Here is a 13,363-nt window from a genome sequence, read left to right on the forward strand (position 1 = left end):
AGAAGGAATCGACATGAGCATCCTCATCAACAAGGACACCAAGGTCATCACCCAGGGCATCACCGGCAAGACCGGCCAGTTCCACACGCGCGGCTGCGTGGCCTATGCCAATGGCAAGAACTGCTTCGTCGCCGGCGTGAACCCGAAGAAGGCGGGCGAAGACTTCGAAGGCATCCCGATCTACGCCAGCGTCAAGGACGCCAAGGCCCAGACCGGCGCCACGGTCAGCGTGATCTACGTGCCGCCGGCGGGCGCCGCCGCCGCCATCTGGGAGGCCGTGGAAGCCGACCTCGACCTGACGATCTGCATCACCGAAGGCATCCCGGTGCGCGACATGCTCGAAGTGCGCAACAAGATGAAGGCCAAGGAAGCCGCGGGCGGCAAGAAGACGCTGCTGCTCGGCCCCAACTGCCCCGGCCTCATCACGCCCGAGGAAATCAAGATCGGCATCATGCCCGGCCACATCCACCGCAAGGGCCGCATCGGCGTGGTCTCGCGCTCGGGCACGCTGACCTATGAAGCGGTGGCGCAGCTCACCGAGATCGGCCTCGGCCAATCGAGCGCGGTCGGCATCGGCGGCGATCCGATCAACGGCCTGAAGCACATCGACATCATGCAGGCCTTGAACAACGATCCGGACACCGATGCGGTGATCATGATCGGCGAGATCGGCGGCCCCGACGAAGCCGAGGCCGCACGCTGGTGCAAGGCCAACATGAAGAAGCCGGTGGTCGGCTTCATCGCCGGCGTCACCGCCCCTCCGGGCAAGCGCATGGGCCATGCGGGCGCGCTGATCTCGGGCGGCGCGGATACCGCAGACGCCAAGCTGGCCATCATGGAAGAGTGCGGCTTCAAGGTCACCCGCAACCCCAGCGAGATGGGCAAGCTGCTGAAAAGCCTGCTCTGAGCCGCTGACCGATCGGCGACCAGAAGAGCCGGTGCGTAGTTCTACGCACCGGCTTTTTGCTGTGCGTTCCCTACACTCGGCCACCTCACGCATCGACAGCTTGGCGACAGCCCTGAAGGACCGCTGACATGGATCTCACTTCGCCCGCCTTCTGGACGGCGCTCGGCTCGATCATCTGGGTCAACATCATCCTGTCCGGCGACAACGCGGTGGTGATCGCGCTGGCCGCGCGCAGCCTGCCCGCGCACCAGCAGAAGAAGGCGGTGTTCTGGGGCAGCGCGGCGGCCATCGTGATGCGGATCGGCCTGACGATCATCGCGCTCGAGATGCTGAAGTGGCCCTACCTCAAGCTGGTCGGTGGCTGCCTGCTGTTCTACATCGGCGTCACGCTGCTGCTCGAGGAAGACGAAGACGAGCATGGCGACAGCGGCAATGGCCAGACCGGCCTGCTGAGCGCGGTGCGCACGATCCTGGTGGCCGACCTGGTGATGAGCCTGGACAACGTGCTCGCGGTGGCGGCGGCCGCCAAGGGCAATGTCCCGTTGCTGGTGATCGGCCTGGCGCTGAGCATTCCGCTGATCATCTTCGGCAGCACGCTGCTGTTGAAGGTGATGGAGCGCTTCCCGCTGCTGGTGACCCTGGGAGCGGCGCTGCTGGGCTTCCTGGCCGGCGAGATGCTGCTCACCGACCCGGCCCTCGAACAACATGTCGGCGTCGTGCCGCACAACTGGGTGCTGATCGGCGGCGCCATCGGTGCGGTCGCGGTCGTCGTTGTCGGCAATCTTCTGCAAAGGCGCCGCACAACAAAGACCTGAGATTTCCCGGCCCGGCGAAAGTCGGGTCCAATACGCTCCTGAAGGGGAGTAGCTCCCTGTGCCGGCCACCCCAGGCCGGTACGGGCGGCGGATCGTCAGTACGAAGCTGCAAGGCTTCCGGTCCGCCAGATGCCGGCCTCGCGCGCGCTCGCGCCGCGGCCGGGCTCCGAGCAAGACCTTCGATGCGTCGTCGCACACCGCGGCGGGCTCGAAGGCATCGGCTCGAAGATGCAGCGGGTTTCCATGGTGTGGTGTTGTCCTCCTACCACCCCTGCCTGGAGCTCCCGCCATGGAATTTTTCAGCCCCGCCTGGTTCTCTGCACTTGGCGCGATCATCCTGATCGACCTCGTGCTCGCCGGCGACAACGCCATCGTCATCGCACTGGCCGCGCGCGGCCTGCCCACCCATCTGCAGCGCAAGGCCATCCTCTGGGGCACGGTCGGCGCCATCGGCATGCGCACGCTGATGACCTTGGCGGTGGTCTGGCTGCTCAGGATCCCGGGCCTGATGCTGATCGGTGGCCTGGGCCTGCTGTGGATCGCCTACGGCCTGCTCGCCGCCGGCGACCACGAGCATGCCGAGGGCCAGACACCCAGCACCTTCTGGGGCGCCATGAAGACCATCGTCGTCGCCGACGCGCTGATGGGCATCGACAACGTGCTTGGCGTGGCCGGCGCCGCGCACGGCAACTTCGACCTGGTCGTGATCGGTTTGCTGATCAGCGTGCCGATCGTCGTCTGGGGTAGCAGCATCGTGCTGAAACTGGTCGACCGCTTCCCGGCGCTGACCTCGATCGGCGCCGCGGTGCTGGCCTTCACCGCCGCGAAGATGATCGTCGGCGAACCGCTGCTCGACGCGGTGTTCGACCCGCATGCGCCGGCGCGCTGGGCGATGTACGGCCTGGCGATTGCCGGCGTCCTGGCCGCCGGCCACTGGATGGGCCGGCGCACGACCGCCGCACGCAGCGCGGCGTAGTGCGCATCGGACCTGGGGCGCGCTGCCGCCAGGCCCGGCGCCGCTTGTGGTAGCTTGCAGCGCTTCCGCCCACAACCTGGCCGATGCCTGATGCAGCCCGCCCCGAGTTCCTGGTGGCAACGTTGGAAGCGCCGCACCCCGGGCGGCGCTTCGGCCGCGCCCGCTGCGGCGGGGGCTGCGCCGGCGGCCGCGAGGCCGAGCTTCGGCCCGTACCAGGCGCTGGGCGTACTGGGCCAGGGGGCGACCGGGCCGGTCTATCTGGCGCAGGCGGGTGAGCGGCAGGCCGCCATCAAGCTGCTGGTCACCGATCCGGCATTGCCCGCCGCCGAGCAGGCGGACCAGCGCCAGCGCTTCCTGCTGCAGGCCGAGGTGCTGCGCGGCCTCGCCCACGAGGACATCGTCACCGTGCTCGATGCCGGCGAGCGCGAGGGCCAGCCCTGGATTGCGCTCGAACTCGCACCTGGCACCGACCTCTCCCGCTACACGCGCGCCCAACGCCTGCTGCCCGAGCCGCTGGTGCTGCGCATCGGCGCGCGCATCGCGCGGGCGCTGGCCCACGCGCACGAGCGTGGCATCGTGCACCGCGACCTGAAGCCCGCGAACGTGCGGCTCGATGTCGCCAGCGGGCGCCTGAAGCTGGTCGACTTCGGCGTTGCCCGCCTGCAGGACCAGGCCGTCACCCGCACCGGGGTGACGCTGGGCACGCCAGCCTACATGGCACCGGAGCAACTGCTCGGCGAGCCGGCCGACGCCCGCACCGACACCTATGCGCTCGGCGTGATGCTCTACGAGCTGCTGACCGGCCGGCTGCCCTTCCCGGCCACCACGCTGGGCGAGCTGCTGCGCGCCGTGGCGGGCGGTGAACCCGCACCACTGCGCCATTGGCGGCCCGAGCTGCCCGCCGGGCTGGAGGCCTTGCTGCAGCAGATCCTGCAACGCGCGCCGGGTCTGCGGCCACAGAGCCTGCCCGCACTGGCGGCCGAACTCGAACGCTGGGCCGACGCATTGCCGCAGCCGCCGCCGCCGTGACGTCCCCCACGGCTCGGGTCGACCCCCAGCCCGAACACGCCACGCAACAAGGCACAATCAGTTGCCATCGCCCTTGAACGACGCTCCTGCCCGCCGCATGACCTTCGAGTTCTTCCACGCCGTGGACACCGGCCGCGCGCGCTCGAACAACGAAGACTCCGTCGCGGTCGACGAAGCCAATGCACTGGCCGTGCTGGCCGACGGCATGGGGGGCTACAACGCCGGCGAAGTGGCCAGCAACATGGCCACCTCGTTCATCAAGAGCGAACTCGGCCGCTGGCTGCAGGAAGCCGGTGGCAAGGCCAACGACAGCGAAGTGCGGCGCGCGATGGACATCTGCGTCGACAACGCAAACCGCGCCATCTTCAACGCGGCGAATGCCAATCCCCAATACGCCGGCATGGGCACCACGCTGGTCGTCGCGGTGTTCCGCGAAGGCCAGCTCAGGCTGGGCCATGTCGGCGATTCGCGCGCCTACCGCTGGCGCGCCGGCCAACTGGTGCAGATCACGCGCGACCATTCGCTGCTGCAGGAGCAGATCGATGCCGGCCTGATCACGCCGGAGCAGGCCGCGTTCTCCGCGAACAAGAACCTCGTCACGCGCGCCGTCGGCGTCGAGGACACCGTGCTGCTCGAAACCCATGTGCATGAGGTGCAGCCGGGCGACCTGTACCTGATGTGCTCGGACGGCCTGTCCGACATGCTCGATAACGCGACCGTGGCGCAGCTGTTGCAGACGCACGACGCGTTACCTTCTGCCGGTCGGGCGCTGATCGATGCCGCCAATGAGGCGGGCGGAAAGGATAATATTGCGCTGGTTCTCGTGCGCGTGGCAGGCACACCGATCTCGGCCAACAAACCGTGGTGGCGCTTCGGTCGTTGACGACCCCTGAACCGCACACACGATCCGGGCTGGGGGATGGTCCGACTGACAGGATAAGGACAAGCATGGGCAAGCTGGTGGTGTCGCTCGATGGTGTGGTCATCAAGGAAGTCCAGATCACCAAGGACAAGACCACGCTGGGCCGTCGCCCCTACAACGACATCGTGATCGACAACCTCGCCGTCAGCGGCGAGCATGCCGTGCTGCAGATGGTGGGCCAGGACGTCTTCATCGAAGACCTGAACAGCACCAACGGCACCTACATCAACGGCAAGGCGATCAAGAAGCAGCTGCTCGCGCACAACGACACCGTCGAGATCGGCAAGTACAAGATCAAGTACCTCGTCGACGACACCGGCGAGTACGAGAAGACGATGATCATGCGGCCCGGCGCCACACAGCCGATGCACCACGCCCCCGCGCCGCAGGCCCCGTTCAATGCCACCGCCACCACGCCCCGGCCCATGCCGATGAGCGGTGCCAGCAGCCTGCCGGCCTCGATCAAGGTCCTCAGCGGGGCCGCTGCCGGCCGCGAGGTCACGCTCACCAAGGTCGTCACCACCGTCGGCAAGCCCGGCGTCCAGGTGGCCTCGATCACCAAGCGCCCGGGCGGCTACGTGATCGCCCATGTCGAAGGCCTGACGCGCCCCAGCGTCAACGGCATGCCGCTGGCCGGCGACATCGCGCCGCTGAAGAACGGCGACCTGATCGAGCTGGCCGGCACGCAGATGCAGTTCATCCAGTTCTAGCCCGCCACCGCGCGAGCGGCCGGCCGATTCAAGCCTGGCAGGTGAACGTGACCTTGTTCACGGCCGCGGCATTGCTGGGACGGGCGTCCGTCGAACAGCCTAAGAACTGCGAAAAACCAAGCTTGCGGCTTGGGCGAGCTGCGGCGACCATCGGCTTTTATCCGCAGACCGGAGGCTTCAGTGCCTTCGGCGCCTGAGCGTCCCATGCATATCCGGGTTCTCGGCTGTTCCGGCTCGATTGCCGCGGGCTGTCGCACCACGGCCTTCCTGCTCGACGACGACGTGCTGATCGATGCCGGCACCGGTGTCGGCGACCTGTCGCTCGAACAGCTCGAGCGCATCGACCACATCGTGCTGAGCCACTCGCACCTCGACCATGTGCTGGCCGTGCCCTTGCTGGCCGACAGCGTGATGCGCCGCCGCGCCGGCCGCCCGCCGATCCAGGTCCATGCTCTGCCCGCCACGCTGGAGACGCTGCGCAAGCACCTGTTCAACGGCGCGCTGTGGCCCGACTTCACGCGCCTGCCTTCGGCCGACCATCCCGTGCTGGCCCTGCGGCCGTTCGAGACCGGCGAGGTCCTGAGCTTCTCCGGTGGCCGCCGCATCGAGGTGCTGCCCGCGCTGCACACCGTGCCGGCCGTCGGGTTCGCCGTACTGCCACCCGAGGGCAGCGGCCGCGGCGCGTGGGTCTACACCGGCGACACCGCGCCCGACCCCGCCCTGTGGCAGCGGCTGCAGCACCTGCCGGTCGCCAGCCTGGTGATCGAAACCGCCTTCCGCAACGAAGAGCAGCTGCTCGCCACCATCAGCCGCCACATGCACCCGGCCGCGCTGGCACGCGAACTCACGCACCTGGCCGCCGGCGTGCAGGTCTACATCACGCACATCAAGCCGGGCGAGCTCGATCCGGTGATGAGCGAGATCGGCGCTTCGGGCAGCCACCACAGCGTGCATGCGCTGACCACCGGCCAGCTGATCGAGATTGCCTGAACGCGGCAGCGGTGACGATTTCCGTCACCCGCTGACAGGGCCAGGCGACACAAACCGGCAGGTGGGGCCCGCCAAGCGTGACGAATCACCGGCTTTCGCCCCCCAAACCTCGATTCGGCGCCTGGCACGCCCCCTGCAAATGAGGGAGGGCACAGTCCTTCACCCCCCCTCACTGTCAGGAGTCTCTCTCATGAAGCGCACCGTCCAACAAGGTTTCACACTGATCGAACTGATGATCGTCGTCGCGATCATCGGCATCCTGGCAGCGGTTGCGCTGCCGGCTTACAAGGACTACACGGTCAAGGCCCGCGTCTCGGAAGGCATCCTGGCCACCAGCCAGTGCCGCACGACCATTTCGGAGGTGTACCAGACCGCTGCGTCGGGTACCACGGTCAACGCTGATGGTTGGGGCTGCGGCGAGGGTGTCGCCAACCCGACCAAGTATGTCAAGGCGATCAACACGGACTCGGCTGGCGTGATCACGGTGACGATGGCCAGCGCTACGGAACTCGATACGGCCGGCGGTGGCACGATCACGCTGACTCCGACGACCGCTTCGGGCACGGCGCTGACGACCGCGAGCATTCCGACCCAGGTTGGCGCCTTCAAGTGCCAGGCCGGTACGTCGGGCATCGCCAAGTTCCTGCCGGGTTCGTGCAAGTAAGTTGAGTCCGGCGTGAATACGGATCTTTGAAGGCAGGTTCCTCAACCTAATCCCTCGAATTTCCGACGCGGCGGCGATCGTTTCCACGATCGCCGCCTTTTTGTTGTCTGGACGAGCGCTTTCAGGCGAATGGGCCCAGGCAACCGTTGGCAAGGGGCCGTCAAGTCCACCACCCGAGAGACCGCGCATGTCAACCAGCTCCGTGACTTCGAATCCAGGCGACGTTGCTGCCAATGCGACCCGGACCCTCCGGGTGGCGGCGGCTGATCTGTTTCGCTATGCGCCCAACGATCGCCTGCTGGCCCTGTCCCTGCTGGCCACCGCAGTGGCCAGCCTGGCGGGGCTGACCGGAGCGATTTCGACGCCCTGGAACAAATACGGCGCGGAGACGTTCTTCCTCGTCGCCGCCATGATCGGTGCGCTGTGGTTCGTGGTATTCGCGTACTCCCGCCCGGGGCGGGCCGGCTGGCTGGCTGCCACGGCCCTGCTGGGGCTGGGCGCCGCCATCCAACGACAGCTCGTCTCGGAAGACCTCGCGACCGCCACCGCGCAGACCATCTACATCGCCGGTCCGTTCGCCTTTGCCGGAACCTTTGGTGCCTTGTCGGTCCTGGTGCGCTACTGGCGCAGCCATGCTGCCAGAGGGCCGCGCGATCCCGACACGGTCCGCCTGGCGGCAGCCATGGGCGCCATCTTGTTCGTCGCCCTCTTCACGACCTTCGGCGATGTCATCCTGGGCCTGACCACGGTCCTTCACCCGGCCACGCTTGACCCGCTGGCATTGGCCATCGATCGTCGATTCGGTTTCGACGCCAGCGCGATCCTTGGCGGAACACTGTCGCTGACGCCGGCAATGCTGACCGCGGTCAAGACCGCCTACATGGTCGTGGTCTTCGGCTTTCCGATGCTGTTCGGCCTGCAGTTGCGCACGCCACGGCCGCAGGTCTGGAACTTCGTCTGGACCTGGGCCGTGCTGACGCTCGGCGGCATGACGGCCTATCACCTGTTCCCTATCGCGGGGCCCCGCTACTGGCTGGGTCCAGAGTTCTTCGCGCCGACATCGGTTCCCGCCGAACCGGGCGCCATGATGACCATTGTCCCGCCGGCGCCGCGTAACGGGATGCCCTCGCTGCACTTCGGCTGGGCCTTCGGCATGTGGCTGATGTCGTACTGGATCGGCCGGCGCTGGGTGACCTGGCTGTTCGGCCTGTTTGCCGCATTGATGATCCTCGCCACGCTGGGGCTGGGCGAGCACTACCTGATCGACCTCGCCGTTGCCGTGCCCTTCGTCGGCGCCATCGTATGCCTGACGATGCACGATGTGCCCTGGCAGGACGCCAGCCGTCGACCGCTCGTGCTCGGCGGCTTCGGGCTCTATGCTGCCTGGATCCTCGCGATGCGATTCGCGAGCCCGTTGCTCCTGGCCACCCCGGGGTTGCTGTGGCTGATGACCACCATGTCGCTCGTCTACGGCGTCATGCTGTTCCGCCGGCTTGAGACCTTGCGTTCAAGGATCCAGAGCCGGGAGGTGGCCTGGGGCTATCCGGCAGGCGCCGTGGCGGTGGTTCCCCCCGCCCGCACGCTGCTGATGCCGGCGCCTACGGCGCCGATGGCGCAGATCCTCTTCCTGTTCATCGCGTCGGGCTTCGCCGGGCTGATGTACGAGGTGGTGTTCAGCAAACAGCTCGCCCTGGTGTTCGGCAGCACTGCCCAAGCCAGCTACACGGTGCTCGCCACCTACATGGGCGGCATGGCGATAGGCTCCTGGCTCGGCGGTCGGCTGTACAGACGGTATCCGCACGGCCTGGCGCTCTACCTGTTGTTCGAGGCCGGCGTCGGCGCCTACTGCGTCGCCGCCCCATGGCTGCTCGAGGCCATCCAGGCGGCCTACATCGCCATCGCCAGCGGGACTTCACCAGAAGCCGGCTGGCTGGTGGCGCTGCGCTTCGGACTCGGCTCGACGCTGCTGATCGTGCCAACGATCCTGATGGGGGCCAGCCTGCCTGTGCTGGTGGCCTTCCTGCGGGACCGCGGCGTCGCCGCCGAGCGACCGATCGCAATGCTGTACGCCGCCAACACCATTGGCGCCGCCTTGGGAGCCTTCACGGCCGGCTACCTGCTGATACCCACGCTCGGCTTGCGCCGCAGCATTGCGCTGGCCGCTGCGATGAGCCTTTTGGTCGCCTGGTTCGCATTGCGGTTGTTGAAAGCCGACGCCCTGCGCCTGCAACTGCCTGTGCACCTGGGCCGCCTGCTGGCAGCCGTTCGCACTGCGGTGCCCGCCGCTGCAGCTCAACGCAGCAACAGTGTCCGCAGCGCATCGGCCATGGCGGTCCTCGCGGTGGCGGGCGTGGTCACGATGATCGTCGAGACCAACCACATCCACCTGCTGGCGACCGTTGCAGGCAGCAGCACCTACGCCTTCTCGCTGATGCTGTCGACGTTCTTGCTCGGACTGGCGGCTGGCGCCTACCTCATCGGAAGATGGCGCAACGCCTTCGTGGACCCGGCACAGGCGGCAACCTGGATCCTGTCCCTGCTGGCGCTCACGCTGATCCTGGGTGGCTTCCAGTGGGGCGCGATGGCCGACTACTTTGGCAGCTATCAGGGCTACCGACTGCCGCCCGCATTCGGTCCGCACGAATTCGTGCGTGGCATCGTCTGCTTTGCCGTGATGTTCCCGCCAGCCGTGCTGATTGGTGCGCTCTACCCGGTGGCCATGCATTGGGCGGCGCCCGACGGCGACGCCCGTAACGTCGGCATCGCAGCAGCCGTCAACACCTTCGGCAACATCGCCGGCGTCTTCATTGGCGGCTTCGTGCTGCTGCCTTTGATCGGCGCCCACGCCGCCGCCAAGGTGGCTGCGCTGTTCTGCGCCGTGCTGGCACTGGGCCTCAGCCTCCGGCCAACCGTCAGGCCGCTACGACTGGCCCGGGCGGGCATGGTGCTGGCGGTGGGGGCCGCTGGCCTGCTGACCCCCTGGCAGCTCGACATGACGCGCGTGGCCAACGGTGCGAACGTCTACTTCGCACCGCTGCGGTATGGGTCGGTGATCGACTTCGCGGAGAGCGTCGACGGGGGCTTGAGTGCCGTCGCGCGCAGCACGTCCACCCACACCCGTCCCATCCTGACGCTCACCACCAACGGCAAGTTCCAGGGTAACGATTCGCCCGACGGCGAGATGCAGGCGCAGCTCGGCTTCTCGGTCACGCCGCTGCTGCACACCGCGGCACGTGACCAAGCGCTCGTGATCGGCTACGGGACCGGCATGTCGGCGCATGTCCTGCGCGAAGCCGGATTCAAGTCGCTGGACATTGCCGACCTGAGCGCCGACATCGTCCGCCTGGCCGACAAGCACTTCGCCAGCATCAACGGCCGCGCCTCGCAGGCACCGGGCGTCCACCTGCACATCACGGACGGCCGGAACCTGCTGCTGCTGAGCGACAAGCGCTACGACCTGATCGGCATCGAGGTCACGTCGATCTGGTTCAGCGGCGCGGGATCCCTGTACAACAAGGACTTCTACGAGCTGGTGAAACGCCGCCTGCAGCCCGACGGCGTGCTACAGCAGTGGGTGCAGCTCCACCACATGCGCACCGAAGATCTGCTGACCGTCATCGGCTCGGTGCGCGCGGTGTTTCCCGAGGTCTGGATCTATGTCGTCGGCAAGCAGGGGATCATTCTTGCCGGCAATTCACCGCGGTCCGGCCCCACCCGGCAGAAGGTCGACGCGCTGGCACAATCGCAGCCCCTGGCGGACCTGATGCGATCGCTGAAGGTCAACGTCGCCGACATCGAGGCGAGCCGCTTGTTGAACCCACGCGATGTCGATCGAATCCTGCTCAGCTATGGCGTCGGACTGGAATATTGGGTCTCGACCGATGACAACCTGCGTCTCGAATACGGCACGCCCCGAGGCAATGTCCTGGACGGTGACAGCTCCTACGCTGCCAATCTGCGCATCCTCCGGGGCGACGGAGTACGCCCAAAGCAGTAGACGGTGCGCGCGCCGGTTCCACCACCGGCAAGCCGATGTCGCCTAACGCCCGCGCCGCCTCGTGGGGGCTCGCGCTCACCGCCCTGGTCGCCGGCACGCTGCCTCCGCTGCTGGCCTACAACCTGCCGCCTTCGCCGACGCTGCTGAACCAATGCCTGGCCGTCGCGCTGTGGGGCGGCTTCGTGTTCATGCTGCGGCCGGGCGGGCTGGCGCTGCGCGGCTGGTCCTTGCAGGCCGCGATCGCGGTGATGGCGGCGGCCGTGGTGCTGTCGGGCACCGCGGGTGCGTTGCCATCGGCCTTGACGCTCTCGGCCCTGAGCCTGCTGATCGCCGCTGCGGTGCTGGCCTGGGCCGGCGCCGATGCGGCGCGGCGCGGCGACGCGCCGCAGGTCTTCGGCCTGTTCGCCGCCGGCCTGGTGCTGGCCGGCTTCCTCAGCTCGCTGGTGGCGCTGATCCAGGTCTTCATGCCCGAATGGACCGATGGCAACGTCATCGCACATTCGGGCCTGGTCGGCCGCGCCGTCGGCAACCTGCGCCAGTCCAACCACCTGTGCAGCCTGCTGCTGTGGGCGGTGGTGGCCACGGTCACCCTGCTGGAGTTGCGCTGGCTGCCGCGCGGCATCGCCATCGCGCTGGTGCTGCTGATGGTGTTCGCGATCGAGCTCAGCGCCTCGCGCACCGGCGCGGTCGGCCTGCTGCTGCTGGCGCTGTGGGGCGGGCTCGACCGGCGGCTGTCGCGCAGCGCACGCTGGCTGCTGCTGGCCACGCCGCTGGTCTATGCTCTGTCGTATGGTGCGATGGCGGCGTACGGGTCCTGGAGCCACCAGGCCATCGGCGCCGAGGCGCGCATCGCGGCCGGCGAGGCCAGCGGCATCGAGAGCCCGAACTCGCGGCGCAACATCTGGGCCAATGCGGTGACGATGATCGCGCAACAGCCCTGGACCGGCGTCGGCTTCGGCGAGTTCAACCTGGCCTGGTCGCTGACCTCGTTCCCCGGCCGGCCGACGGCCTTCTTCGACCACACCCACACGTTGCCGCTGCAACTGGCCGTCGAGCTGGGCGTGCCGCTGGCCACGCTGGTGATGGCGCTGATGGCCATTGCGCTGTGGCAGGGCTTTGCCCGCAGCGCGAGCGCCCGTGGCGACACGGGCCTGGCCGGGCGCGCCGGCTGGATGCTGGTGCTGCTGACCGGCTGGCACAGCCTGGTCGAGTACCCGCTGTGGTACGCCTACTTCCTGCTGCCCGCGGCCTTTGCCTGGGGCTTCGCGCTGGGCGTGCCGGCCGCAGCCGAGCGCGTGGTGCCGGCGCAGGCGCCGCGCAGCCGCTTCGCGCCACTGGCCGGCATGGCGCTGGTGATCGGTGGCGCGCTGGCAGTGGTGGACTACATGTCGGTGGTCGTGATCTACGCGCCGGGCGAGAACGCCGGTCCGCTCGAGGCGCGCATCGCGCGCGGCCAGCGCAGCGTGCTGTTCGCCCACCATGCCGACTACGCTGCCGCCACCAGCGCCGAGCCACTGCCGGGCACGCCGATGGCCTTCCGCCGCGCGCCGCACTACCTGATGGACACGCGCCTGATGGTGGCCTGGGCGCGCTACCTGGCCGAGAACGGCCAGCCCGATCGCGCCCGCGTGCTGGCCGCGCGCCTGCGCGAGTTCCGCAATCCGGACAGTGCCGAGTTCTTCAGCCCCTGCGAGATCGGCGACCAGGCGGCGTTCCAGTGCCAGGCGCCGCTGTCACCGCACCCCTGGCGCGAGTTCCTGACCTACTAGCGGGCGCAACCGGCCGCGTTTGCCTTCGGTCAGCCCGGGGCCACCCAGTGCCCGGACTTGCCGCCCTGCTTCTCCAGCAGCCGGATGTCGCCCATCACCATGCCGCGGTCGGCGGCCTTGCACATGTCGTAGATCGTCAGCAGCCCCACCTGCACGGCGGTCAGCGCTTCCATCTCGACGCCGGTGCGGCCCACGGTCTCGGCCTGCACGGTGCAGTGCACGCTGCTGGCGGCCTCGTCGAGCGCGAAGTCCACCGCCACGCGCGTCAGCGGCAACGGGTGGCACAGCGGGATCAGGTCGGCGGTGCGCTTGGCGGCCTGGATCGCCGCGATGCGGGCGATGCCGATCACGTCGCCCTTCTTCGCCTGGCCCTGCGCAATCAGCGCCAGCGTGGCCGGCAGCATGCGGATGCTGCCGCGCGCCAGCGCGATGCGGTGCGTGTCCGGCTTGGCCGCCACGTCCACCATGTGGGCCTGGCCCTGGGCGTCGAAGTGTGTCAGCGGGGAACTCATGGTTTACCTGCGGGCAATGTAGCGGTGCGATGATAGGTGCAGCCGTTCGTGGCTAGCGTTGCCGGACCCGCG

11 protein-coding genes are annotated in these 13,363 nt (G+C 68.2%); 10 read left to right on the forward strand and 1 reads right to left on the reverse strand.

The genetic code is table 11. The annotated features are described in order from the left end of the window. Positions 1 to 13: 13 nt before the first annotated feature. From sucD to ACILR4_RS04010, 10 genes are all read left to right on the forward strand, one after another. Entirely contained in the window at positions 14 to 907 is an 894-nt protein-coding gene (gene sucD / locus ACILR4_RS03965; RefSeq protein ID WP_395699528.1) for a succinate--CoA ligase subunit alpha, read from the forward strand. Positions 908 to 1,035: 128 nt separating this feature from the next. Then, the gene (locus ACILR4_RS03970) at positions 1,036 to 1,722 is read left to right on the forward strand and encodes a TerC family protein (protein ID WP_395699529.1); all 687 of its coding nucleotides are present in this window, start codon (positions 1,036 to 1,038) and stop codon (positions 1,720 to 1,722) included. A gap of 289 nt (positions 1,723 to 2,011) precedes the next feature. Further along, positions 2,012 to 2,698, forward strand: coding sequence for a TerC family protein (locus ACILR4_RS03975; protein ID WP_395699530.1), 687 nt, complete (start codon positions 2,012 to 2,014; stop codon positions 2,696 to 2,698). A 90-nt stretch (positions 2,699 to 2,788) separates the two neighbouring features. Next, positions 2,789 to 3,727, forward strand: a complete 939-nt coding sequence (locus ACILR4_RS03980) for a serine/threonine-protein kinase (protein WP_395699531.1) — start codon at positions 2,789 to 2,791, stop codon at positions 3,725 to 3,727. 97 nt (positions 3,728 to 3,824) lie between these two features. Then, positions 3,825 to 4,610, forward strand: a complete 786-nt coding sequence (locus tag ACILR4_RS03985; RefSeq protein WP_395699567.1) for a Stp1/IreP family PP2C-type Ser/Thr phosphatase — start codon at positions 3,825 to 3,827, stop codon at positions 4,608 to 4,610. Positions 4,611 to 4,675: 65 nt separating this feature from the next. Then, positions 4,676 to 5,359, forward strand: a complete 684-nt coding sequence (locus tag ACILR4_RS03990; protein WP_395699532.1) for an FHA domain-containing protein — start codon at positions 4,676 to 4,678, stop codon at positions 5,357 to 5,359. Between the two features lie 204 nt (positions 5,360 to 5,563). Continuing rightward, positions 5,564 to 6,349, forward strand: a complete 786-nt coding sequence (locus ACILR4_RS03995; protein ID WP_395699533.1) for an MBL fold metallo-hydrolase — start codon at positions 5,564 to 5,566, stop codon at positions 6,347 to 6,349. 190 nt (positions 6,350 to 6,539) lie between these two features. Beyond that, complete coding sequence (locus ACILR4_RS04000; RefSeq protein ID WP_395699534.1) at positions 6,540 to 7,013, forward strand: pilin; 474 nt, start codon at positions 6,540 to 6,542, stop codon at positions 7,011 to 7,013. 187 nt (positions 7,014 to 7,200) lie between these two features. After that, the gene (locus ACILR4_RS04005) at positions 7,201 to 11,010 is read left to right on the forward strand and encodes a fused MFS/spermidine synthase (RefSeq protein WP_395699535.1); all 3,810 of its coding nucleotides are present in this window, start codon (positions 7,201 to 7,203) and stop codon (positions 11,008 to 11,010) included. Positions 11,011 to 11,045: 35 nt separating this feature from the next. Then, positions 11,046 to 12,779 (forward strand): Wzy polymerase domain-containing protein, encoded by a 1,734-nt coding sequence (locus tag ACILR4_RS04010; RefSeq protein ID WP_395699536.1) that lies wholly within the window; start codon positions 11,046 to 11,048, stop codon positions 12,777 to 12,779. A gap of 29 nt (positions 12,780 to 12,808) precedes the next feature. Here ACILR4_RS04010 and moaC read toward each other — a convergent pair whose 3' ends face one another. After that, entirely contained in the window at positions 12,809 to 13,291 is a 483-nt protein-coding gene (gene moaC / locus ACILR4_RS04015) for a cyclic pyranopterin monophosphate synthase MoaC (protein WP_395699537.1), read from the reverse strand. Positions 13,292 to 13,363 lie beyond the last annotated feature (72 nt).

Source organism: Aquabacterium sp. (assembly GCF_044226965.1).
GTDB lineage: Bacteria > Pseudomonadota > Gammaproteobacteria > Burkholderiales > Burkholderiaceae_C > Pseudaquabacterium.

Bases quoted from the DNA above. Each gene is read 5' to 3' on its own strand.
- ACILR4_RS03970 (WP_395699529.1), top strand. From the start codon at position 1,036: ATGGATCTCACTTCGCCCGCCTTCTGGACGGCGCTCGGCTCGATCATC.
- moaC (WP_395699537.1), bottom strand. From the start codon at position 13,291: ATGAGTTCCCCGCTGACACACTTCGACGCCCAGGGCCAGGCCCACATG.
- ACILR4_RS03990 (WP_395699532.1), top strand. From the start codon at position 4,676: ATGGGCAAGCTGGTGGTGTCGCTCGATGGTGTGGTCATCAAGGAAGTC.
- ACILR4_RS04005 (WP_395699535.1), top strand. From the start codon at position 7,201: ATGTCAACCAGCTCCGTGACTTCGAATCCAGGCGACGTTGCTGCCAAT.
- ACILR4_RS03980 (WP_395699531.1), top strand. From the start codon at position 2,789: ATGCAGCCCGCCCCGAGTTCCTGGTGGCAACGTTGGAAGCGCCGCACC.
- ACILR4_RS04000 (WP_395699534.1), top strand. From the start codon at position 6,540: ATGAAGCGCACCGTCCAACAAGGTTTCACACTGATCGAACTGATGATC.
- ACILR4_RS04010 (WP_395699536.1), top strand. From the start codon at position 11,046: ATGTCGCCTAACGCCCGCGCCGCCTCGTGGGGGCTCGCGCTCACCGCC.
- ACILR4_RS03975 (WP_395699530.1), top strand. From the start codon at position 2,012: ATGGAATTTTTCAGCCCCGCCTGGTTCTCTGCACTTGGCGCGATCATC.
- ACILR4_RS03995 (WP_395699533.1), top strand. From the start codon at position 5,564: ATGCATATCCGGGTTCTCGGCTGTTCCGGCTCGATTGCCGCGGGCTGT.
- sucD (WP_395699528.1), top strand. From the start codon at position 14: ATGAGCATCCTCATCAACAAGGACACCAAGGTCATCACCCAGGGCATC.
- ACILR4_RS03985 (WP_395699567.1), top strand. From the start codon at position 3,825: ATGACCTTCGAGTTCTTCCACGCCGTGGACACCGGCCGCGCGCGCTCG.